This window comes from Nonomuraea sp. NPDC003754 (genome assembly GCF_053605785.1).
In genome coordinates, this window is record NZ_JBSGJX010000026.1 from 77,173 (window position 1) to 98,273 (window position 21,101).

The following is a 21,101-nucleotide window of genomic DNA, read 5'->3' on the forward strand; positions in this document are numbered from 1 at the left end:
CAAACAATTGGCGGACAGACGATTGGAACCGTATGCCGCTAAATCATCTGCTGTCAAACAATCTGCATGGAGATGGAATCGCGGTAGACTGACGGCTGAACGCAAGAGGAGAGTGATGGCGACAACGACCAGAACGACGGACCGCGAGACCGCGTACTTTCCGCAACTCGCCGCCGAGCGGCTCGACATTACGCTGTACCGGGCCTCGGCCGCCGTGGCCCGCGCCACCGACGTTCACACCGCCAGGGAAGGGCTCGGAGTCGGGCAACATCTCGTGCTCCAGATGCTCGACGCCGTCGGCTCCTGCTCCCAGCAGACGCTCAGCGAGGAACTCCGGATCGACCGCAGCGTCATGGTCGGCATCTGCGACGACCTGGAGCAGGCGGGCCACGTCCGCAGAGAACGCAACCCCCGCGACCGGCGCTCCTACGCCGTCACCATCACCGACTCAGGCCGCCGCCGACTCGCCCAGGCCCAAGCCTTGATTCCGGCCTGCCTCGAGGACACCTTCCACGCCCTCACCCCCGACGAGCGCGGCCAGCTGAGCGCGATCCTCGCCAAACTCCTGCGGGCCAGCGCCAGCGGCCCTCGGTGACCCCATGCCAGTGCCCCCCTTCGCAGGATGCGAGGCCTGCGTCGACGTCGAGCCGATCGGCGAGTTCGGCCACGGTCCTAATGCCTCCAGCTTGCGAGAGTTCCATCAGGGTGAGCACGCGAGTTGGACCAATGCGGAGTTCGCTGAGCTCAGGACCGCCTCGGCCGCCCTCGCGATCGCCGGTGCCCGTACCGGCCCTCTGTTCACGTCTGGCTCCGCCCGTCGCTGCGGGTGACTTCACGAAGGTGACCATGGAGGCGTGACCAGTCGACCAGGCCGGGCCCGGCCCGCAAATACAGGTCAGCCATCACCTTGGCGGGTACGTCTGCGACCCGGCCAGTGATCGCGCGGTAGCCCTTCATCCCTACCACGGTCGCCACCGCCAGGGCGCGCACCGCCGCCGGATGATCCGGTCCCTGATCGGAGCGTCCATCGGTCACGTCCATGAAGAGTTTGATCAGGTCACCGCATGCCTGCCGAGAGGGACACCGGCAACCGGCTGGTCCGTTACCGGCTCGGCGGACAATATGCACACTGGGCCACGACGAAGCTCCACGCGCAAGAGATCTGTGAGAAGACGCTTGCTAGCCGGGGCTCCGTCTCATTTCGGCGGTAACACGCCACGCGTGCACGGATCGCGATCCAACTGTTGCTGACCATGACGTTGCTGACGCGCCTCATCCAGCGGATGTGAGCCCGCTCAATCGTCGCCGTGTCTCGCGGAGTTCGCCTTGTCTGGCGTCGAGGCGTCCGGCCAGGGCGTCCAGCTCAGCCCGCAGGTCTGGGCACATCTCAAGGGAAGTGCCGCGATCGCCGGTGCGAGCGCAATCGAGGTACCGCTGGATGATCGAGGTTCCCAAACCAGCGGAGATCATCGTCCTGATCTGGGCGACGCGGGTGACATCGGACTCGGAGTAGTCCCGGTACCCGCTGCTATTGCGTGTCGGAACCAATAGTCCTCGGTCCTCGTAATGGCGTAGCGCTCGCGCGCTCGCGCCCGTCAGCTCGGCGAGTTCGCTGATCAGCACCGTCGATTCCTCCTCATCGGCTTGACCTTCACACTGACGTGAACCCATACCGTCCTGCGGTATGACAACTGGAATAACCCAGCGGCGTGCCTCGATCATCCACGGTTACGGCGCATCCCCCGAAGATCACTGGTTCGGCTGGCTTGCTGAGCAACTCAACGCGAACGGCATTCCGACCACGATCCCAGCCCTTCCGAACCCACAAGACCCAGACCCCGCGCAGTGGACGGAAGCCGCAGGCGCCGACGTGGGAACCCCTGACGAGAACTCGATAATCGTCGCGCACAGCCTGGGCTGTCTGACCGTGCTGCGCCATCTGCGCTCACTTTCGGACGCCTGGCACCTCGGCACGCTCGTGCTGGTCTCCGGATTCGTCGACCGACTACCTGCACTCCCGGACCTGAACTCCTACATCGGAGACGGCTGTGACGTGGAGGGGCTCAGCAACCACATTGGCCGACTCGCGGTCATTCGGTCAGACGCCGACCCATACGTTCCGCCTGGTCACACCAACCGCCTTGCCGGACTACTTGGAGTCTCCGCGGTGGTGGTCCCCGGAGCCGGTCACTTCCTCGCTTCTGATGGCATCACTTCGATACCCGAAGTCCTTGAAGCCATCGCGCCGTCATGGATGGAGTGGACTGCACGACCATCCACTGTCCGTTGAAGGACGCCAGACGTCAATCTCGTCTGGGTGATCTTCCTTACGGTGATCGTGCCCGCCGCCTGGTGCTACGCCGCTCAAGGTAGAGCCTCCAACCTCGGGATCCTCAGGGGATCTCGAAATGGACTGTCTGGAAGTTGCGTGCGTCGCCGTCGCGGTCATCGTGCACTTCGGTCGCCAGTGAGCGCCAGAACGCCTCGGCCCCTGGCACCCGGGTGTCGGTGTGCAGGTAGAGATGCTCGTAGCCTGGGTTGTTCGCGACGAAGGCGCGGGCCAGCTCGACCAACCCCCTGCCAACCCCGCGGCGCCGGTGTTCGGGGCGGACGTAGACGCGGAACAGCTGGGCGGTGCGGTGCTCGGGATAGCGCTCGGCTAGCCACGCCGGGTGTGGCGGGCTCTTGGGCCCGATGGCGCGCACGGCCGTCGTGGCCACCACCTGTCCCCTGTGGACGGCCACGAACAGGCCGTGTCGCGGGTCGCGAAGGTAGGCGCCCTCCAGGTCGATGACGTCGCCGTGCCATTCCGGGCAGTAGCCGTAGCCGAGGTCGCGGTAGAAGGTGTCGAGCATGACGCTGCGCGCGCCGTCGAGGTCGGCGGGACCGGCGGCGCGGAGCTCGTAGTCGTGGGTCACGGACACGGTGTGTTCTCCCGTTGCTTGGCGGCGATGGTGGGCAGGACGAGGGCGGCAGGGCCGTGCTCGACCACCTGGCCGTCGTGGACGACGGCGACGTGATCGGCGAGCCTTGCCACCACGCCCAGGTCGTGGCTGATCATGATGAGGGTGAGGCGGCGTCGGCGGGCGAGCCGCTGGAGGAGGTCGAGAACCGCGGCCTGGGTGAGCATGTCGAGCCCTGAGGTGATCTCGTCGCAGATCAGGACGTCGGGCCCGGCGAGCAGGGCGCGTGCCAGGGCGGCGCGTTGCAGCTCGCCGCCGGACAGGTCACCTGGCCGGCGCCCCACTGCGGCGGCGGGCAGGCCGACCTCGGCGAGGGTCTCGCGTGCGGCGGTCCTGGCCTGCTCGGTGCTCATCCCGCGCAGCCGTACGGCCGTGCGGGCCACCTGGTCGAGGATCGTGCGATACGGGTCGAAAGAGGCGCGGGCGTCCTGGAAGACGTACTGCACCGCCGCCAGGTCCTTCCTGGTACGGCGGGCCAGCCCGCGACCATCAAGCCGGACGGACCCCGACTTCGGCCGGTGGAGTCCGGCGATGCACCGGGAGAGAGTCGTCTTCCCGCTGCCGGAGCGGCCCACGACGGCCAGGCACTCGCCCGCGGCGGCCCGCACCGACACCCCATGAAGGGTGGTCGCGCGGCCGTGCCCGGCGAACAGGCCGGTCACCTCCAGTCGGGGTTCCGCCTCGACGGTTCGCGTTGTGACGTCGTCCACGCTGGGCTGGGCGGCCACCAGCGCGCGCGTGTACTCCTCGCGCGGCTCGGCCAGCACCGAGTCGGCAGGTCCCGCCTCGACCACCCGGCCGTCGCGCAAGACGACCACGTGGCCGGCAAGGGCTCGCACGACGTCGAGGTCGTGGCTGAGCAGGACGATCGTGATGCCCTGCCGTACCAGCTGCGACAGTTCGCGCACCACCTCGTCGCGGGTGAGGACGTCCTGACCTGTGGTGGGCTCGTCGGCCACGATGACGGCGGGATCGCCGAGCAGGGCCTGGGCCATCACGAGGCGTTGCTGCTGGCCGCCGGAGAGCTGGTGGGGGTAGCGGCGCAGGAAGGCGCGGTCGAAGGGCAGGCGGGCGCGGCGCAGCGTCGCCTCGACGGAGGTGCCGTGCCGCGCGGCGATCTCCCTGAGCACGGCGCCGATCCGGCGGACGGGGTTGAGCACCGAGGAGGGATGCTGCGGGATGAAGCCCACGGTTCCAGGAGCGGGCGGGTGTGTGGCGGTGATCTCCTGCCCCGCCACCGTGAGGGTGCCGGTGACGTCGACGCCCGGTGGGTGCTCGCCGAGCAGGGCCAGTCCGGTGGTGGTCTTGCCGCTGCCCGAGGCGCCGACGATGGCCAGCACCTGCCCGGCGGGCGCCTGGAAGCTCACCCCGTGCAGGATCGGCTCCGCGCGCAGGTCGACGACGTCGATCATGGGCGGGCCTTCCTGCGCGGGTCGATGACGTCGGTCACGGGCTGGCCTTCCTGCGCAGGGCGCGGTCGAAGGTGAGGTTGAGGCCGACGGACAGCGCCACGATCAGCAGCGCGGGGACGACCACCGCCCACGGCTGGAGGAACATCCCCGCGCGGTTGCGGTCCACCATGACGGCCCAGTCGGCGGCGTCGGGGGAGACGCCGATGCCGAGGAAGCTGGCCGCGGCGACGAGGTAGAGCGCCCCGGTCAGGCGGGTGCCGAGGTCGGCGGCAAGGGTGCGCAGCATCGAGCGGCCCACGTAGCCGACCGCGATGCGCCACGGGCTCTCCCCCTGCAGGCGCATGGCCTCCAGCGCCGGCCGGCCGGCGATCTCCAGCGCGGCGGCCCTGGAGATCCGGGCGACGTCGGGCAGGTTGATCAGCATGACGATGGGCACCAGGGTGAGCACACCGCGGGGCGCGACGGTGGCCAGCAGGATGAGCAGAAGCAGCGAGGGCACCGCGAGCAGCAGGTCGAGCGGGCGCATGAGCAGCTCGTCGAGCACCCGCCGCCGGGTCATGGCCGCGACGACCCCCCACGGGACGCCGAGTAGGTAGGCGCCACCCGTGGCCAGCAGCGCGACGAGCACGAGGCTCCGCCCGCCGAGCAGCACCTGATGCCACACGTCCCTGCCGATGAAGTCGGTGCCCAGCCGACCCTCGCTGGTGAAGGCCGCCCTCCTGGCGAGGTCGTCGGGCGCGAACCAGGGGCCGAGAAGCGCGATGAGCAGCGGTACTGCGAGCACTATCCGTCTCATGCGCGCGGCGCCAACCGGAAGGCCGCCAGGTCGGCGACGAGGTTCACCAGCACGGTGGTGGTGGCGAAGACCAGCGCCAGCCCCTGGACGACCGGCAGGTCCCGCCCGTCGACGGCACCGGTCAAGGTCGTGCCCAGACCGGGGATGACGAAGACCGCCTCGACCACGATCACCCCGCCCAGCAGCCAGTCGGTCGTGCGAGCGATCTGCTGGACGGCCGGCGCCAGCGCGTTGGGTAGCGCGTGCGCCAGCCGTACCCGAAGGACGGGTAAGCCGAGCCTGAGGGCGTGGCGCGCGTACCCGGAATGCAGTGCGTCGATCATCCCGGCGCGGACCAGGCGGCTGATGGAGCAGATCGGCCGGGCGAGCAGGACGAGCAGCGGCAGCACCAGCACCGCCGGATGCGCGAGCAGGTCCTGCACGCCGACCGCGGTCGGCGGGAGCCAGCCCAGGCCCACGCCGAACACCGCGATCAGCACGATGGCCAGGGCGAATTCCGGGATCGCGTACAGCGCGACGCTCACCGAGGTCAGCGCCTGGTCGAGCGCGCGGCCCTCACGGACGGCGGCGGCCACGCCGATCAGGATCGCCGCCGGCACGAGCACCAGGAGCGTGAGCCCGGCCAGCACCAGTGTCGGCTCCAGCCCGTCCAGCAGGATCTCCGCCACCGGCCGGCCGGAGACGATCGAGACGCCCAGGTCGGCGCGGGCGAGCCCGCCCAGCCAGTCGAGGAACCGGTCCAGCGGCGGCCGGTCCAGACCCAGCGTGGCGCGGATCTGCGCGATCCGCTGCGGGTCGGGGTTGTCTCCGGCCAGAGCGACGGCCGCGTCCCCTGGCAGGGCCTCGGCGAGCAGGAACACCATGGCAGCGACACCGATCACCTGGCCCAGGCCCAGCAGCAGCCGCCGCCCTGCGTAGCGCGGCAGGTTCACCCCAGCCGGACCTTGTCGAAGCGGGCCCAGTCGAGCGTGTTGGCGGGCGCGCTGGGCACGCCGGTGACGTTCGCGGCCGTTCCGACGATCCAGTCGGCGAAACCCCAGACCAGCAGACCGCCCTCGGCGTGCAGCATCTCCTGCATCCGGTGGTAGGCCAGGCGGCGGGCCTGCTCGTCGGCGGTGGAGACGGCCTTGGCGTACAGCGCGTCGAACTCGGGGCGGGCCCACTTGGTGGCATTGGTGGTGGAGGTCGACAGCAGCCGCTGGGCGATGTGCGTCTCGATCGGCATGGCGCCGGAGCGGAAGCTGACCATCGAACCCTTGGTGAGGATGTCGGCCCAGTAGGTGTCCTTGTTGCCCGTCACCACCTCGGCCTTCAACCCGGCCCTGCGGATCTGGTCGGCGAAGACGCTGGCGGACTCGACGAAGCCCGCGGCGGCGGCCGAGGTCGTCAACTGGACCGTGAACCCCTCCGCGCCCGCCTTGCGGATCAGCGCCCGCGCCTTGTCCAGGTCAGGCTCGCGCTGCGGGATGTCGGCGGCGTAGTACTGGTAGTCCTTTCCGAACAGATCGTTCCCGACCTGCCCCGCTCCCGGCATGATCGTGTCCACCAACTGCTGCCGGTCGGTCAACAGGAACATCGCCTCGCGCAGGTCCCGGTCGTCGAACGGCGGGCGGTCCACCTTCATGGCGAAGGCCTGCATGCCGCTGTTGGGCGAGCGGACCAGTTTGACCCGCGAGCCGTACTGCCGGGCAGTGGTCGGCGTGAGGTCGTGCGCGTACTCGACCTGCCCGCCGAGCAGGGCGTTGATCCGCGCGGACTCCTCGTTGGCGATGACGAACTCCAACTCCTCCAGGTACGGCGCGCCGTCCCAGTAGTCCGGGTTGCGCTTGAGCAGCACCGAACGGCCGGGCTGGAAGGAGACGAAGGAGAACGCGCCGGAGCCGACGGGCTTGGTGAAGTCCTCGGCGCCCTCGGGGACGATGTAGGTGCCGAACGCCGCCAGCACGTTGGGGAACTCCACGAACGGCCGCTTCAGCGCGAACTCCACCGTCCGCTCGTCCACCGCACGGCTGTTCGCCAGGTCGATCACCGCCAGGCTCGACTTGGCGCGGAAGGTCCGCTTCGGGTCGAGAATGCGGGCGTAGCTGGCCAGCACGTCCTGGGAGCGCACGGGGCGGCCGCCATGGAAGGCGGCCTGACGCAGGGTGATCCGCCACCGGGTGAGATCGGCCGACGGCTCCCACCTCTCAGCTAGCCTCGGTTGCGGCGACACGTCAGCGCCAAGGTCGGCGAGCTTGTCGAACATGGCCTTGGACCTGGCCGCCTCGACGAAGAGGTTCGCCAGGTGCGGGTCGAGCACCTCCGTGGCGCCGCCTCCCGCGAAAGCCGCCCGCAACCTGCCTCCTGTCGAGCCCCCGGTTGAGGCGGCGGGCTGTGTTGCGCACCCAGTGAGCGCGGCGGCCGACAAGCCGGCGGTGAAGCCGAGGAAGCCACGGCGGTTCAGGTGATCGTTCATGGGGTGGTGCCTTTCCATTTCGTTGTGACGTCGTGCAGCCGAGGCCGATGGCCGCGCAAAGCAGAGGTCCGGCGCGGTCGGCCCAGCCGAGAGTGGCGGTGCCCGCTGCCGCCGCGACGCCGGAGATCAGGTAGACACCCCGAAGTAGGTGCCGGACAGGCCGTCGCGGGCGAAGGCGGGGATCAGCGCGAGCACGAACGGCTGGGCGATCATCACGCCCGCCGACAGCGTGAGTGCCGCGATCAGCTCCGCGACCGGCCCTGCAAATCCCTAGTCCCACAGCCGCGTGAGTGCGGGGGCGGTGAAGCCGCGCCCCATCCAGCCAGTCCGACCGGGATGGTTCACTCGATCCGTCCGGGCGCTTCACGGCCACACTCCTGGGCGCGGGCCGTGAGATGGACGGTAGGCGACTGACCGAGTTCACTGACAGATGGATGGTGGCCGGCAACCTGGTGTTCACCGTGATCGCTCTATAGCCTCCACGCTTGAAACCTTGTCGCACGCGGGGCCAGAGAGACGCGATGGCGCGACCGGATCGCCCTCTGCGGTTCCGCGCCCGGCAATGCTGGCGGGCGACCCGGTGCGCGGTAATCTCATCGAGCGGCGAGCCCCCGCTGATAGGCGCGGACGAGTCGTCGAGGGACCAGCAGGTCCCGCCCGTTCACGGTGATCGGGACGAGGTCCGGCACGGTCGCCTTCCACTGACTGCGGCGATGCCGCGTGTTGCTGCGCGAGGTCCTGCGCTTGGGCACGGCCACAGCTACCAGCTCGCCTTCGTGATCCCGGGGAGCTCGCCCCGGTGGGCCATGTCGCGGAAGCGGATCCGCGAGAGGCCGAACTTCGTCAGGTGCCCGCGAGGCCGCCCATCGACGGAGTCGCGGTTGCGCAGGCGGGTGGCGCTGGCGTCACGGGGCTGGCGGTTCAGCTCCTGTACGGCTGCCGCCCGCTCCTCCGGCGTACCGGTGCGGATCAGCTTCTTCAGCTCGGCCCGCCGTACGGCATAGCGGGCCACCACGACCTTGCGCCGCTCGTTGGCCGCGATCTTGCTCTTCTTGGCCATCAGACCTTTTCTCCCCGGGCGCGCATCCGGGCCACGGCCGCCTCGATGCCGATCTTGTCCACGGTCTTGATCGCTCGCGTGCTGAGCGTCAGCCGGACGAACCGGTCCTCGCTGGGCAGCCAGTAGCGGCGGCGCTGGATGTTGGGGTTCCACCGGCGCCGGGTGCGCCGGTGAGAGTGGGAGACGTTGTTGCCGAAGACCGGCGCCGCCCCGGTGAGCTGGCAGCGGGCCGACATCACGACCTCCCGTAACGCTGGTTGAAGCGGTCGACCCGCCCGGCGGTGTCCAGGACGCGGCTGCGCCCGGTGTAGAAGGGGTGACTGGCCGAGGAGACGTCAACGTCGACCACGGGGTAGGTGTTGCCGTTCTCCCACTCGATCGTCTTGGTACTGGTCATCGTGGACCTGGTGAGGATCGCGAACCCGGCGCTCGGGTCACGGAAGACGATCGGGCGGTAGTCCGGGTGGATGCCCTTCTTCATCGCTCCTCCCGGAATGCGACGTGCTGGCGGATGATCGGGTCGTACTTGCGGAGCGTGAGTCGGTCGGGGTCGTTCCGCCGGTTTTTCCGGGTCACGTAGGTGTAGCCGGTGCCTGCGGTGGACCGCAGTTTGATCACCGGCCGAAGTTCGTTTCTGGTCAAGGCCTGTCCTTTCCTGTCGCAGCAGTATGCCATGATAACGACAACGGTTTTCATTTTTATGGGAGGTGCTGTGTCAACCCCCGTCGTCCTGGTCGCGGGTCTGCACACCGCGGCCCGCGCCGCAGTCGTCCACCAACTCCTTCGCGAGCACCCCGGCGCCGTCGCCATCCACCACGACCTGCTCAACGTGACCTCCGGCCGCGTCGAGCGCACGGTCCGCACCGCCGACGAGATGCTGGACGTCTCGGAGATCCGGCTCGCGCACGGCTGCGTCACTTGCACCGTCCGCGAAGACCTGCTCCCGCAGTTGGTACGGCACGCGGACGCCACCCCGCTGCTCGTCGTCGACCTCTGGGACTCGGTCGAACCCCGATCCGTGGCCGAAGCACTCGACAGCGAGGAAGCCCACGAGATCCTCCGCCTGGCCAGCGTGCTGACCGCCCTGGATGCCGAACACCTGCCGATCGACATCGTCCGCGGCGAGAAACTGATCGAAACGGGCCAGCCCGCCGCGGCCGGAGACCAGCGCTACCTGGCCGAGGTGCTGGCCCGCCAGCTCGAATACGCCACCGGCCTGGCCCTGCGCGGCGGCGACGAGGAGGACCACGAGCTGACCCGCGCCATCCTCACCCACCTGGCGCCCCACACCCCGGTCCACGCCGAGAACCTCCCCGCGGTGACCGGCCCCGCCGTCTGCACCGCCGCGCTGGCAGAACGCGTCGACCCCGCCACTGCCCAGCTCCCCTGCGACGCCCAGACCGGCGAGGTCACCACCGTGGTCTGGCGGCGGCTGCGCCCGCTGCACCCCGCCCGCCTCTTCGAAGCCGTCGATGAGCTGGTCACCGAGTCGGTCCGCTCCCGCGGCCGGTTCTGGCTGGCCAGCCAGAAGGACCGCATGCTCGCCTGGGACGCGGTCGCCGGGATCATCTCAGTGGAGGACGCCGGGCCGTGGCTGGCCTCGCTGCCCGAAGCCGCCTGGGAGATGGTCTCCCCGACCCGCCGCACGATCGCCGCCCTCGACTGGAACCCGATCGTCGGCGACCGCGTCCAGCACCTGGTGTTCATGGGCCCTGACCTCGACCACGAGCGCATCCACGCCCTGCTCGACTCCTGCCTGCTCGCGCCGCACGAGTCCGCCGCCGAATTCGACGACCCGTTCGCTCCCCTGCTCAAGGAGACCGCATGAAGCCGCGCCGCACCCCGCGCAAGAAGAGCAACCCGCTCCTGGGGGTCAGCTCCATCGACTACAAGGACACGGACCTGCTGCGCAGGTTCGTCTCCGACCGGGGCAAGATCCGCAGCCGTCGCGTCACCGGCGTCACCGTCCAGCAGCAGCGCCAGCTCGCCACCGCCATCAAGAACGCCCGGGAGATGGCGCTCCTGCCGTACGTCTCCCGCACGCGCGGATGACGCCCGAGGAGGCGCTGGCCCGGTGGGACGCCCAGCAGGAGCGCTACGTCGCCAACCGGGAGGAGCGATTCGCGACGATCGTCCACGTGCTGGCGCATGCCCTTCGCGACGTGGCCCAGCCGCTGATCCTGGACCTCGGCTGCGGTCCCGGATCGTTGTCCGGCCGGGCGGCCGAGCGCCTGCCGGAGGCGGAGATCGTCGGCGTGGACGTGGACCCGCTGCTCCTCGCCCTCGGCAGAGCCGGGTACCCGACCGTGGCGCGCTTCATCGAGGCCGATCTGAGCGTCCCCGGCTGGCCGGGCCTGCTCGGGCTGGATCGGAAGGTGGACGCGGCGATGTCCAGCACCGCTCTGCACTATCTGCCGCCTGAGACGCTCGCCGGGATGTACGGCGAACTGGCCGGGCGGATGCGCCCCGGCGGCGTCTTCGTCAACGCCGACAACCTCTACGACGAGCAACCTATGGTCGCCGACTTGGCCGCCACGGTCAGGCGAGCAGCGGCGGCTCTCCATCACGAGGACTGGTCATCGTGGTGGAGAGCCATAGATGCCGAGCCGGCCGTGGAGGCCGATCATCGCGTGTCCGTCGCCGTACACGAGCAGCTGCTGCGCGACGCCGGGTTCGTCGAAGTGGGGACGGTGTGGCAGGTAGGCGACGACACGATCCTCGTCGCCATCCGGTGACGAGGATCTCCTTCGCCGCCGCTGGGGTGGGTGGATGTGCTGCGGGACTTGGCTCAGTCCAGCAGCCCGCACGCCTTGTAGCGCGTCAAAAATTGCGCATACGTTCTGATCTGCGGTTTCCCTGGCCAAGCTATGCGGCTCGGCGGTAATCGTTGATCGCTCCGCCGAGTATCCGGCGGCGTTGGATCCGACCTCCCATAGGCACCACAACCTGCTCATCTTGATCGGGTGGTCGTTGCCCACGCGCCTGGTGAGGACGATGCCCGTGGTAGTGATCGATGCAGTCATCCAGGACCGCGCGCGGGTGCCGTTCACCGTAGATGAGCAGAGGGTCGGTGCATTCGGCGCGCACCGTACAGATCCACCTCTCGGCATAGCGATTGGCCCTTGGTGTCCGCGGCGGCGTCTTCAACACCGTGATACTCACGGCGGCGAAGATTTCGTCGAAGACGGCGGTGAACTTGGCGTCCCGATCGCGGACAAGAAAGCGGAACGACGCCGCTCGCTGCCAAGGTTGATCAGGAGGTTGCGGGCCTGCTGAGCGGTCCACGCGCCGGTCGGGTGGCAGGTCACACCCAGAATGTGCACGCGCCGCGGATGGACCTCCATCACGAACAGCACCTACAGGCGGTTCAGAAAGATCGCGTCAAAGCTCCTTCCTTGGCGGGGGTGGCGCCCGCCGTCCTCGCCGTCGGCGCCGACGACCCGGTACACGACGACGTCGAGGCCTACGCGCGCAGGCTGCGCGGAGACGGCCGGTAGCCGTTGATCGTGGCCGAGGTTTCCGCGTCGAGGGTCACACCCCACCCATAGCGGCAGAACAACCTGCCGTTACTGAGCGCGACGACATTAACCGAAAGGAGCACTTTGTCATGGTCGGAGGATGCGCGCGTTCCCGGTCTCCCCGGAACTTGGCCGACGACCTGGAGAACTGGCCCCACGTGGATCTGTCCGGCCACCCGGCCGCCGCCGTCGTCCAAGCGATCGCCGCCACCTTGGCCGAGGTGATCGCCGAGCAAGGGCTGAGTTTCCGCCGTCTCGCGGTGATGTCCGGCGTCAATCGGCAGACCATCAACGACCTCATCGCCGGCCGCTGCTGGCCCGACGTCGCGACCATCGCCCAACTTGAAGCCGGCTTGGCCATCCGGCTCTGGCCTGCCTCGCCCGGCGGATCCGGGAGAGGCTGACCCGCGACGAACCCACCTTCGCCCTGGTGAGGGCATCGCCGATCCTTCCCGCCCCGTCCCTGCCGCCAGCAGGGCAGGCGAAATCCAGGCTCGACGCCCCTCCCCAAGACATCCCATCCGGGTTACTCTCGGGAGTGCGCGAGCCACTGTCAGTTAGAACCTGGAGGGTGCTCACGCAACCTCGGGTGCCGCCGAGGGCCTAATCTCGGCGGCACCCCGCTTCAGTCACTCACGGAGCTATCGGCTCACTTCCCTCCCAGGCTGGGGCGTTGCCGTTCACGCCCGAGGCGATCGCGTAGGTGCCGCCCTCGCAGCGGGTCAGCCATCCATCGGCGGCCAGCCGCAGCAACCGCGACCGCATCGACTCCACCTTCCCCCGGTCGTCCGGCTGGCCCAGCGCCACCACCACATCCCGGACCCGCATCGGCCGCTGTGCCGTGGCCAGCAACGCCACCGTCTGCCGGCGAACTCCGCGCAACTCCGGCAACGCCGCAGTCCCGCCGGAAGGCCCGGCTGGGCCGTCCGGCTCATGCCTCTTGCCCGCCTCGACTGGTTCCTCGGCGCCTGACTCGCCCGATCCCGCCACCTGCTCGCTCTGGGCCGACAATGCCCGCAGCGTCTCGCGGGTGATGGACAGGCGCCGGAGCTGTTCCTCCGCAGCTGCCAGTTGCTCACGCAGCTCGGTCGCTTTCTCGGTGGCAGCCTCCTCGGCCTGGGCCAAACGTTCCAACAGTGACGTCACGTCGCCCTCCACGAAAGAGCGCAGACGCGCCCACCCGATCCGCTTCACGCCATGTGGTCCAACAACTCCACACTGTAAGCGGGGAAGTTCTGGCAGTCACTACCACAATCAAGATCAACACCTGCATACGGCGCTCCGCCTTCACGGGCTGGAGGGGAGAGCGGGCAGCCAGTCTGCACGCGCCCGTCGTAGGGATGGCGGATCCAAGGTCCAACGTCTCCCGGATGCCGCCGCTGGCGCGTCGCCGAAGGTGGGCGTAGAGCGGGTAGTGCCGGTGGCGGGGCATCTGGGGCGGACCGCGCGCATAACGGGCCGGCTGTGCGCCGGTTCCTCAACCCCGATGCCGGTCGGCGTCATCTCCGGTTCGTCCAGCCCGATGTCCGATGCGCGATCGGCTAACGGATCCGGGCGCTCAGCCCTGATCGCTCACTGTTGCCATATATGTCCCGGGCGAGCAGGGTCAGCCATGACCAGGCTGCAACGATCATGATTCGCTGGAACAGGCCGCCGAAGGCCACGAGGTTCGGCGATTGGGCGAAGGCCGCGTTCGAGAGTCCGAGGGCGACGAGGACGACGATGGCGGTCGCGGTCGAGTACAGCGCCCAGCCCTGCCGGTTCTCGGAGGCGAACCGGCGAGCGAACACGATGCAGGCCCCCAGGATCGCGACGAAGGCGACCAGCGACACGGCGTCGTGCAGGGCCGCCTGGGTGCTGCCGTAGGCAGGCAGCAGATCCGGGCTGCCAGCCGGGTATCCACTCACCGGGTCCGTGGTGAACAAGCCGGCGCCGACGAGGCCGAGCGCCCACACGCCCACGAGCATTGGGCCCCATAGCCTGCCGGGCCCTGGGTGCAGATTCCGTCGGAGCCCGACGGCGAAGACGGTGGTCAACGCGCCGGCGACGAGGAATGTGGCGCTCTGCACCCAGCCATGGTCGCCGAGGGCGAGGGAACTGACCGGATGGCGCAGCGGATCGTAGCCGTTCCGAACGGCGCCCTGCATCAGGAAGCTGAGTACGAACAGCGGACCGGCGGCGATGCCGCAGATGAACGTGGCCTTGGACATTGAGCCCTCCTCGAGTATTTGAGGTCTGTCAGTTTGGGTTGACAAGTGCCGCTTGTCAATCCAAACTGACAGTCATGGAGGAGCCCGAATTGGTCGCCCGACTGCGGTCGCACGACCCGGCGGTGGGGCTGCGCGCCGTCGGTGCCCTGCACCGGCTCGCGGAGCAGGTCGAGGCCGCCGCAGTAGCCCGCGCTCGAGCTGAAGGCTGGTCTTGGGAGCAGATCGGCGACGCGCTCGGAGTCTCGCGCCAGTCCGCCCACGCCAAGCACGGGAAGTGAGTTGCGATGTTCGAACGGTTCACGGCTGGCGCCCAAGCCGCGGTCGTGGCGCACGCACCGGCGGAGGCGCGGCGGCGCGGCGACCGGCGCATTGGCACAGAACATCTACTCCTCGGCGTGCTCCATGAAGCAGAGGCGGCACAGGCACTCGGGGCGGACGTCGAATCGGCGCGGTCCGCGCTCGCTGTCTTGGATGATGCCGCCCTTGCCGCAATCGGCGTAGATGCGCGTGGCGTCGAGCGGGCCATGATTTCGGCACCTTCGAAACGGATGCCCTTCACCTCCGGTGCGAAGGCCGCCCTGTCCCGGGCTCTCGTCGTGGCTAGGCGCAGCCGCGCGCGCCGGGTCACCGCGGTCCACCTGCTGGTCGGGCTCCTGGACGGTGACCGCACCGATCCCGCGTCTGACGTGCTGACCGAGCTCGGCGTGGACCGGGTGACTGCCCGCGCCCGTCTTGCGCCGTAGCCGATGGCGCGACGAAGAGAGTGCCGTGGGCGTGGACGTTGTCGTGGTGAGCGGGCCATGTGCGCGCCAGGACTTCGACGTCGACGAGCCAGCCGCCGCAGCACCCACCGCCAGGACACTGCGGATCGAGGAACCCTTACGCCGCTGTCCTGTACTCCAGGATCCTGGGCATCGATTCGGAGCTGGGAAACGATCATCTTCATGCCGGGAAACGATCTTCTTGCCCCCTCCTCCACCCCAGGCCAGATCCACCCGTGAACACCCCATGACCCCAAATGCCGACGCTCGGAGGCTTAAGCGAACCAAGGGGGATGGATGCCTGGTTCCGGGTTGGTGGCTGACCTTTGATCCCGATGTCACGCGCCGGGCCGTATCAGGCCGCTCTCGTAGGCCAGGATGACCAGCTGGACCCTGTCGCGCACGTTCAGTTTGGCGATGGCCCTGGTGATGTGGGTCTTGGCAGTGAGCGGACTGATGACGAGGCGCTCGGCGATCTCGTTGTTGGAGAGACCGAGCGCCACGAGCTTGACCGTCTCCAGTTCCCGGGCGGTGAGGGCGGCCAGTCGCCGCCCCGCGCTGGGCGTGAGGTCCTGCCGGTGGGCGAACTGCTCGATGACGCGGCGGGTCACCCCCGGAGACAGGAGCGCGTCTCCGCCGGCGACGGCGGCGACCGCCTGGCGTAGTTCGGCGGGTTCGACCTCTTTGGTGAGGAAGCCGCTGGCGCCGGCGCGCAGGGCGGCGAAGACATGTTCGTCGGTGTCGAACGTGGTGAGGATGATGACGCGACAGCCCAGAGTGGTCGGGTTGGTGACGATGCGGCGCGTGGCGGTGATCCCATCGGTGCCCGGCATGCGGATGTCCATGAGGATCACATCGGGGCGGGTGCTCGCGGACAACGTTACGGCTTCGTCGCCGTCCTGGGCTTCGCCGACTACCGTGATGTCCCGGGAGCGGGCCAGCAGGCTGCGGAAGCCGGCCCGTACGAGTGCCTGGTCGTCGACGAGAAGCACCTTGATCGTCATGCCGTCGAGCCTGCCACAGGGATGTCGGCCCGCACGGCGAAACCGCCGGGGACCGGCCCCGCGGTGAGCACGCCCCCGAGTGCGCTCACCCGCTCGCGCATGCCCGCCAGGCCATGGCCTTCGGTGACATCGGCACCGCCTGGGACGCTGCGGCCGTCGTCGCTGATCTCGACGGTGACCGAGCCCGACGCGTAATTGATCGTCACCTCGGCCTTGCTCGCCCCCGCGTGCTTGAGCGTGTTGGTGAGGGACTCCTGTACGACGCGGTAGATGGGAATGGCGGGAATGGCGGGAACGGTCGCCGGGTCGCCGTGCTCGTCGAGGGTCACGTCAAGCCCTGCGGCGCGGGCGTCGGCGATGAGAGTGCCCAAGGAGGCCAGATCGGGCTGGGGCACGGTGTCGCCGGGGTTGTCGCGCAAGACCGCGATGAGGGAGCGGAGGTCGGTCATCGCCCGGTTCCTGACGTCCTTCGCCAGGCGTAGCGCGGCGGCGGCCGCGGCCGGGTCCTCCTCAAGAGTGTCGGCGGCGACATTGAGTTGAACGCCGACGACGGCCAGCGTGTGGGCGATGACGTCGTGAACCTCGTGCGAGACGCGCAGCCGTTCCTCGGCGGCGCGGGCACGGCTGTCGGTTTCGCGCAGCCGTTCGCGCCAGCGCATCGCGGCGGTGTAGGTGAGGCCCGCGGCGATGAGGATCGCCAGGAGCAGTCCTTCCCCCGCGACGTGGATCAGGTAGCGGGTCGGGTTCGTGTCCAGGACCGAGCGGAAGTCGACCGCGGAGTAGACCAGTTGAGCCAGGCCGATGGCGGCCACCCAGCGCACGCGTGGCGTGGTGGCGGCGGTGAAGTAGGCGACCGCGGCTGGCCAGATCCAACCGGCGGGAGACCAATGTCCGGTGAGGTGATAGGCGAAGATCCCGCCGATCGACAGCAGCAGCACGGTCATCGGCCAGCGGCGTCTGACTAGCAGGAGCGCTCCGAGAAGCAGAGCGAGGGGGATCGTGCCCTGCCAGGGGCTGTGCACCCCGGTGGCGAGGGCTACGGCGACGAAGAAGACCAGAGTGAAGGCAGCGAGCGTAATGTCGGTGATCCGGGCGAAGTGCCAGACTGGAGCGGGTTCGCGTCGTGGGGGCGGCTCTGCCATGCGGAGGCCCTTTCTCGAGGGGTGACGGGTGTAACGCCGGGCCGGGGCGTACAGGACGGCGTGTTCGGCTTCCGTAGCCGCGTGGATCGGCGGACTCAAGGACTGCGGAAGCTCTGGATCTGTTACCAGCCCGGGTGGGAAGGTTCGGATCAGACGTGGGTGACCAGGAGGGTCACGCCTGCCTCGCCGCCACAGTCGACGAAAACAGGACCGACGCCGTTACCGATCTTGGGGGCGAGGGTCGCCTTCGCCACGAATCCCTTCGGGTTGTCCTCAACGATGCGGATGTTCTGTAGCACTGGGTGCTCCCTGTCGAGCCCGGCGAGCACGGCCTTGAGCCCTTTGCCGCCGCCACAGTGGCCGGTGATCGTCACCTCCTGGCCTCGCTTGGTGGTGGGATTGGGGCTGACCTGAACCACCGCCCTGGCGCCCTTCGGCGGCTTCGGCACGGCCATCGCAGCGGTGACAGCCTCGCTGGCCGTGCCGACCTGGGCACCAGCCGGCGCGCCGGCCAATCCCAGCAAACCGGCCGTCAAGCTCAGCCCGGCGATCGCAGCCATCACTCTCTTGCTCATGGCGATTCCTCCAGCTCTCATCCGGCTATCTCGAGGAGAAACGCTAGGCCGGGCCGCAGCGGGAGCGCGTCGTCCGTTGATCGTCACTTGACCTTGCACCGTTCGCCGTACGCACTACACCGAAGGGAGTAGACATCAGGCCTCAACCGACCGCACAAGGCCGAGACTGTCAGGGCTTTAGGACGGCATGTCCAGGCCAGTCGCGCCGGGCATGACGTGGGAGGCCGACTTCTTCGCCTTCGGTACTGGTGGAGGCTGAGTGCAGAAATTGGCGCTAGGAACGCGATCTTCGCTTCGGTTCGATGTCGCGACCTTTGGCCTGGCTGCTGGGCTTACGTTCCTGGGGCCATGCCTTTCCGAACCTCTCTGACGAGCCGCCCGGCATGGCCGCTTCCCCGAGGAGCCGTCAGCGGCGGAGCCGGAACGGGCTCTTCCGGCTGGATCGTGGCGTGCTGGAGGCGGTGGCCGACAAGCGCCGTCCTGCGACCCGTCTTGGGTGGGTGGCGCAGTGGGGGACAGTCCGTATGCGCGGGGCGTTCATGACCGAGGATCCGCTCGCGGTCCTAGCGCCAGCCCAATATCGTGATCGGCATCGACGACGGGCGCGTGTTCTCGCGCCCGGGAATTGGCCCTTCTGCCCCGGCGGGTCACATCACCGTCGAATCCGCAGTCGCCGGGCGCAGCGGTCTCCAGCCGCCGCCGTCCGGCTTGGCCAGCTCCGCCTCGACGTCCACGGTGATGACGCCGAAGAAGTTGACGTTCTCGCTGCGCGCCGGGGAGATGTGGGCCAGCAGCTCGTCGGGAACGTCCCTGCCGGCCGCCCGCAGCTGCAGCACGGCGAGTGAGTAGTACTCGGTCGTCCACGCTATGACAGAGCTGGTCAAAACGGTCAAACACCATGTCTGGTCCGTCTGATCGCCCAAGGCAGCAGACCCTCGGCTGGACCGCCCCCAAGATCCGCAGCCCTGAGGCGGCCGACCGGTGGACCTGGCTCATTCTGGCTGTCCACACCCAACTGCGTCTGGCCCGAGGGCTGGCCGACGACCTGCGGCGCCCCTGGGAGAAACCCGCCGACCCGCTCCGGCTGACTCCAGCCCGGGTCCGTAGAGGGTTTCGGCACATCCGCACCAAGACGCCTTCGCTTGCGCGTGCGCCTAACCCCACCCGGCCTGGTCCCGGTCGGCCACCCGGCTCCACCAACCGTCCCGTCCCACATCACGAAGTCGGGCGCGTCCTGGCTACCGGCGAGGCCTACCAACGCCCAGCTCACCACCGCAAAGGCACCAAGCCCAGAAGGTGATCCCACACTCGCTACACCGAGCAACCACCCGCTTCGTCATCTCCCAGGGCAAATGCGAAGATCAGAGGTTAAACGACAAGCTAAGTGCCTGTTCCTGAACCCGTTGCTTGAGCCGTATGACTATCCCGTCCACGCGAACGTTGCGACGTCCGGACCTACCTTGCGAACGATCGCGCAACGTCCGCAGTAACCATGCGAAAGGAGAGCCCTGACAGGGGAGATACGAAAGTCGTATCACAAGGCCCACTCTGCCGACGGCGACGACAACCGCGCTGCAGGGTGCTGCTCGGCGAAGTCGAAGCCGTCCAGACGGTGCTCGTCAACGATGCCTCCGTCGCGCTTTCGCCGTGCAGTTCCCGAACACTCTCGACTAACACTTTCGACGCGGAGGAGGCGCGGGCCGATTCGACGCCGTCGTCGACCTCGCGGGCGACCTGTCGGCTCTCCCGTTCCGCCGGGTGCTCGCGTCGAAGGGCGACTGTGTCTCCTCCATCCGTCCCCGTGCCGCGATGATCGTCGCCGCCGTCACCTCGCCGCCCGTGAGCCAGAGAACGCGTGAACTGCGCCGTCGAGCTGCGGGGACGCCGGGGGCGCCGCCGAATCGGCGAACGCCATGAATTCATTCCATGAATTCGTGAATCATTTCCAGCGTGCTAGGTTCAGGGCATCGCGGTAATGAAAACAGCACGAATTCATGCCATTGGGAGAATCATGGAGTCGCTAATCGTCGAGCAGGTGGACACATTTGTCGTGGAATTGCCGTCCATCCGGTCGTTCAGCATTTCCGGGGGAAGTGTCACCACGGCGGGGAAGCCCGCCGAACGGGTTCTTGTCAAGGTGACGGCCGGAGGGCTGACCGGCTGGGGAGAGGCGACGCCGACACCCGCCTGGACCTACGAGACCGTGGAGTCGATCTCGACGACGATCGATCGCTACCTCGCTCCCGCGCTGGTCGGACGGTCGGCGTGGGATCTCGACGGTGCCTGCGCGGCGTACGAGAAGGTGATCAACCGAGGGCTGACGATCGGCTCCCCCATCGCCAAGTCCGCACTCGACATCGCGCTGCACGACCTGCTCGGCCGGGCGCTCGGTGTCTCCGTCGGCGTGCTCTGGGGCCAGCGCCGCGTCGACCGCATCACGCTCGGGTGGATCGTGGCCGGCCAGACCCCGGCCGAGGTACGGCAGGCGGTCGAGGAGGGCAGGGAGCAGGGCTATCAGGCGTACAAGGTCAAGGTGGGCCTGCACGACGAGGCGACGGACGTCTCGGTCGTGGCGGCGGTCAGGGAGGCGGCTCCGGGCGCGCCCATCTGGGTGGACGCGAATCAGGCCTACACCGTGGACGGCGCGCTGCGTATGGCGCGCAGGCTCGCCGACCTGGACGTGTCGGCGTTCGAGCAGCCGCTGCCCGCCAACGACGTCACCGGGCTGCGCCGGCTGCGGGACCGCAGTCCGCTGCCCGTGGCGTTGGACGAGAGCCTGCGCCATCCCTCCGACCTGGCCACCTTCGTGAAACTCGACGCGGTCGACATCGCCATCGCCAAGGTTCAGCGTTCGGGCGGTCTCACGCTCTCCCGCCGGCTGTGCCAGTTCGCCGAGGACGCGGGGCTGCGCATCATGGGTTCGGGACTGACCGACACCGATCTCGGATTCGCCGCCTCGCTGCATCTGTTCGCCGCGTTCGGCGTGGACACTCCCGTCGATCTCAACGGGCGGCAGTTCGTCCACTCGGCGTACGTCGGGGGGAGCACGGTGGAGGTCGTGGACGGCACGGCACTGGTGCCTTCGGGGCCTGGCCTGGGGGTCGAGGTGGACGAGGACGCGGTCCGCGCCCTCGCCTCGGCCCACTGGAGCGTCTGACGGACTGTGTTCCGCCGCTCCCCGAGGAGGGCGGCGGAACACCGGAGC

The 21,101-nt window shown here is 68.8% G+C and carries 29 protein-coding genes; 9 read left to right on the forward strand and 20 right to left on the reverse strand.

Annotation, left to right across the window (positions count from 1 at the left end; translation table 11 throughout):
- The first annotated feature begins 115 nt into the window (after positions 1-115).
- Entirely contained in the window at positions 116-595 is a 480-nt protein-coding gene (locus tag ACWEVS_RS28805) for a MarR family winged helix-turn-helix transcriptional regulator (RefSeq protein ID WP_452554099.1), read from the forward strand.
- A gap of 203 nt (positions 596-798) precedes the next feature.
- Here the strand turns inward: ACWEVS_RS28805 and ACWEVS_RS28810 are convergent, their stop codons facing one another.
- The gene (locus ACWEVS_RS28810) at positions 799-1,041 is read right to left on the reverse strand and encodes a hypothetical protein (protein ID WP_449919380.1); all 243 of its coding nucleotides are present in this window, start codon (positions 1,039-1,041) and stop codon (positions 799-801) included.
- Between the two features lie 231 nt (positions 1,042-1,272).
- The gene (locus tag ACWEVS_RS28815) at positions 1,273-1,623 is read right to left on the reverse strand and encodes a MerR family transcriptional regulator (RefSeq protein ID WP_452414667.1); all 351 of its coding nucleotides are present in this window, start codon (positions 1,621-1,623) and stop codon (positions 1,273-1,275) included.
- Positions 1,624-1,684: 61 nt separating this feature from the next.
- Here ACWEVS_RS28815 and ACWEVS_RS28820 point away from each other — a divergent pair, with 61 nt between their 5' ends.
- Positions 1,685-2,290, forward strand: a complete 606-nt coding sequence (locus ACWEVS_RS28820; RefSeq protein WP_449919375.1) for an RBBP9/YdeN family alpha/beta hydrolase — start codon at positions 1,685-1,687, stop codon at positions 2,288-2,290.
- A 103-nt stretch (positions 2,291-2,393) separates the two neighbouring features.
- Here the strand turns inward: ACWEVS_RS28820 and ACWEVS_RS28825 are convergent, their stop codons facing one another.
- From ACWEVS_RS28825 to rpmG, 10 genes are all read right to left on the reverse strand, one after another.
- Positions 2,394-2,924 (reverse strand): GNAT family N-acetyltransferase, encoded by a 531-nt coding sequence (locus tag ACWEVS_RS28825; protein WP_452414668.1) that lies wholly within the window; start codon positions 2,922-2,924, stop codon positions 2,394-2,396.
- Positions 2,915-4,375, reverse strand: a complete 1,461-nt coding sequence (locus ACWEVS_RS28830; RefSeq protein WP_452554100.1) for an ABC transporter ATP-binding protein — start codon at positions 4,373-4,375, stop codon at positions 2,915-2,917. Before ACWEVS_RS28830 ends, ACWEVS_RS28825 begins: the two co-directional genes overlap by 10 nt.
- Before the next feature lie 34 nt (positions 4,376-4,409).
- Positions 4,410-5,171 carry an ABC transporter permease gene (locus ACWEVS_RS28835; protein ID WP_449919368.1) on the reverse strand — a complete coding sequence of 254 codons (762 nt, stop codon included), beginning with the start codon at positions 5,169-5,171 and terminating at the stop codon, positions 4,410-4,412.
- Positions 5,168-6,103 (reverse strand): ABC transporter permease, encoded by a 936-nt coding sequence (locus ACWEVS_RS28840; RefSeq protein WP_449919365.1) that lies wholly within the window; start codon positions 6,101-6,103, stop codon positions 5,168-5,170. Before ACWEVS_RS28840 ends, ACWEVS_RS28835 begins: the two co-directional genes overlap by 4 nt.
- Positions 6,100-7,506: an ABC transporter substrate-binding protein gene (locus ACWEVS_RS28845; RefSeq protein ID WP_452554101.1), complete on the reverse strand. Its 1,407-nt coding sequence runs from the start codon at positions 7,504-7,506 to the stop codon at positions 6,100-6,102. Before ACWEVS_RS28845 ends, ACWEVS_RS28840 begins: the two co-directional genes overlap by 4 nt.
- 713 nt (positions 7,507-8,219) lie before the next feature.
- Entirely contained in the window at positions 8,220-8,384 is a 165-nt protein-coding gene (gene rpmF / locus ACWEVS_RS28850) for a 50S ribosomal protein L32 (RefSeq protein WP_449919361.1), read from the reverse strand.
- A 2-nt stretch (positions 8,385-8,386) separates the two neighbouring features.
- The gene (gene rpsN / locus ACWEVS_RS28855) at positions 8,387-8,686 is read right to left on the reverse strand and encodes a 30S ribosomal protein S14 (protein ID WP_449919360.1); all 300 of its coding nucleotides are present in this window, start codon (positions 8,684-8,686) and stop codon (positions 8,387-8,389) included.
- Positions 8,686-8,922 carry a 50S ribosomal protein L28 gene (gene rpmB, locus ACWEVS_RS28860; protein ID WP_452554102.1) on the reverse strand — a complete coding sequence of 79 codons (237 nt, stop codon included), beginning with the start codon at positions 8,920-8,922 and terminating at the stop codon, positions 8,686-8,688. Before rpmB ends, rpsN begins: the two co-directional genes overlap by 1 nt.
- Positions 8,922-9,167, reverse strand: a complete 246-nt coding sequence (locus tag ACWEVS_RS28865) for a type B 50S ribosomal protein L31 (protein ID WP_449919356.1) — start codon at positions 9,165-9,167, stop codon at positions 8,922-8,924. Before ACWEVS_RS28865 ends, rpmB begins: the two co-directional genes overlap by 1 nt.
- Positions 9,164-9,328 (reverse strand): 50S ribosomal protein L33, encoded by a 165-nt coding sequence (gene rpmG / locus ACWEVS_RS28870; protein WP_452414673.1) that lies wholly within the window; start codon positions 9,326-9,328, stop codon positions 9,164-9,166. Before rpmG ends, ACWEVS_RS28865 begins: the two co-directional genes overlap by 4 nt.
- A 70-nt stretch (positions 9,329-9,398) precedes the next feature.
- Here rpmG and ACWEVS_RS28875 point away from each other — a divergent pair, with 70 nt between their 5' ends.
- From ACWEVS_RS28875 to ACWEVS_RS28885, 3 genes are read left to right on the forward strand one after another with little or no spacing between them, the layout of a single operon-like run.
- The gene (locus ACWEVS_RS28875) at positions 9,399-10,514 is read left to right on the forward strand and encodes a CobW family GTP-binding protein (RefSeq protein ID WP_452554103.1); all 1,116 of its coding nucleotides are present in this window, start codon (positions 9,399-9,401) and stop codon (positions 10,512-10,514) included.
- Positions 10,511-10,738, forward strand: coding sequence for a 30S ribosomal protein S18 (rpsR, locus tag ACWEVS_RS28880; RefSeq protein ID WP_449919350.1), 228 nt, complete (start codon positions 10,511-10,513; stop codon positions 10,736-10,738). The genes ACWEVS_RS28875 and rpsR overlap by 4 nt, the downstream gene beginning before the upstream one ends.
- Entirely contained in the window at positions 10,735-11,421 is a 687-nt protein-coding gene (locus ACWEVS_RS28885) for a methyltransferase domain-containing protein (protein WP_452414675.1), read from the forward strand. Before rpsR ends, ACWEVS_RS28885 begins: the two co-directional genes overlap by 4 nt.
- A 130-nt stretch (positions 11,422-11,551) precedes the next feature.
- Here ACWEVS_RS28885 and ACWEVS_RS28890 read toward each other — a convergent pair whose 3' ends face one another.
- A complete protein-coding gene (locus tag ACWEVS_RS28890; protein ID WP_452554125.1) occupies positions 11,552-11,848 on the reverse strand; it encodes an integrase core domain-containing protein in 297 nt (98 codons plus the stop codon).
- Positions 11,845-12,042: a hypothetical protein gene (locus tag ACWEVS_RS28895; protein ID WP_452554126.1), complete on the reverse strand. Its 198-nt coding sequence runs from the start codon at positions 12,040-12,042 to the stop codon at positions 11,845-11,847. Before ACWEVS_RS28895 ends, ACWEVS_RS28890 begins: the two co-directional genes overlap by 4 nt.
- A 290-nt stretch (positions 12,043-12,332) precedes the next feature.
- Here ACWEVS_RS28895 and ACWEVS_RS28900 point away from each other — a divergent pair, with 290 nt between their 5' ends.
- Complete coding sequence (locus ACWEVS_RS28900; RefSeq protein ID WP_452554104.1) at positions 12,333-12,608, forward strand: helix-turn-helix domain-containing protein; 276 nt, start codon at positions 12,333-12,335, stop codon at positions 12,606-12,608.
- Between the two features lie 229 nt (positions 12,609-12,837).
- Here the strand turns inward: ACWEVS_RS28900 and ACWEVS_RS28905 are convergent, their stop codons facing one another.
- Both ACWEVS_RS28905 and ACWEVS_RS28910 read right to left on the reverse strand, forming a co-directional pair.
- Positions 12,838-13,398: a hypothetical protein gene (locus ACWEVS_RS28905; RefSeq protein ID WP_452554105.1), complete on the reverse strand. Its 561-nt coding sequence runs from the start codon at positions 13,396-13,398 to the stop codon at positions 12,838-12,840.
- 347 nt (positions 13,399-13,745) lie between these two features.
- Entirely contained in the window at positions 13,746-14,414 is a 669-nt protein-coding gene (locus ACWEVS_RS28910) for a DUF998 domain-containing protein (RefSeq protein WP_452554106.1), read from the reverse strand.
- 74 nt (positions 14,415-14,488) lie between these two features.
- On the opposite strand from ACWEVS_RS28910, the gene ACWEVS_RS28915 reads away from it, so the two are divergent.
- Positions 14,489-14,692 carry a helix-turn-helix domain-containing protein gene (locus tag ACWEVS_RS28915; RefSeq protein ID WP_326634848.1) on the forward strand — a complete coding sequence of 68 codons (204 nt, stop codon included), beginning with the start codon at positions 14,489-14,491 and terminating at the stop codon, positions 14,690-14,692.
- A gap of 6 nt (positions 14,693-14,698) precedes the next feature.
- A complete protein-coding gene (locus ACWEVS_RS28920) occupies positions 14,699-15,157 on the forward strand; it encodes a Clp protease N-terminal domain-containing protein (RefSeq protein WP_449919334.1) in 459 nt (152 codons plus the stop codon).
- A gap of 356 nt (positions 15,158-15,513) precedes the next feature.
- Here ACWEVS_RS28920 and ACWEVS_RS28925 read toward each other — a convergent pair whose 3' ends face one another.
- The 4 genes from ACWEVS_RS28925 to ACWEVS_RS28940 form a co-directional block, all read right to left on the reverse strand.
- Entirely contained in the window at positions 15,514-16,179 is a 666-nt protein-coding gene (locus tag ACWEVS_RS28925) for a response regulator (RefSeq protein WP_452554107.1), read from the reverse strand.
- The gene (locus tag ACWEVS_RS28930) at positions 16,176-17,321 is read right to left on the reverse strand and encodes a sensor histidine kinase (protein WP_452554108.1); all 1,146 of its coding nucleotides are present in this window, start codon (positions 17,319-17,321) and stop codon (positions 16,176-16,178) included. Before ACWEVS_RS28930 ends, ACWEVS_RS28925 begins: the two co-directional genes overlap by 4 nt.
- A 149-nt stretch (positions 17,322-17,470) precedes the next feature.
- Positions 17,471-17,896, reverse strand: coding sequence for a hypothetical protein (locus ACWEVS_RS28935; RefSeq protein WP_452554109.1), 426 nt, complete (start codon positions 17,894-17,896; stop codon positions 17,471-17,473).
- 647 nt (positions 17,897-18,543) lie between these two features.
- The gene (locus tag ACWEVS_RS28940; RefSeq protein ID WP_452554110.1) at positions 18,544-18,819 is read right to left on the reverse strand and encodes a Tn3 family transposase; all 276 of its coding nucleotides are present in this window, start codon (positions 18,817-18,819) and stop codon (positions 18,544-18,546) included.
- 1,088 nt (positions 18,820-19,907) lie between these two features.
- Between ACWEVS_RS28940 and ACWEVS_RS28945 the strand changes: the two genes are divergently transcribed.
- The gene (locus tag ACWEVS_RS28945) at positions 19,908-21,053 is read left to right on the forward strand and encodes a mandelate racemase/muconate lactonizing enzyme family protein (RefSeq protein WP_449919323.1); all 1,146 of its coding nucleotides are present in this window, start codon (positions 19,908-19,910) and stop codon (positions 21,051-21,053) included.
- Positions 21,054-21,101: the final 48 nt, after the last annotated feature.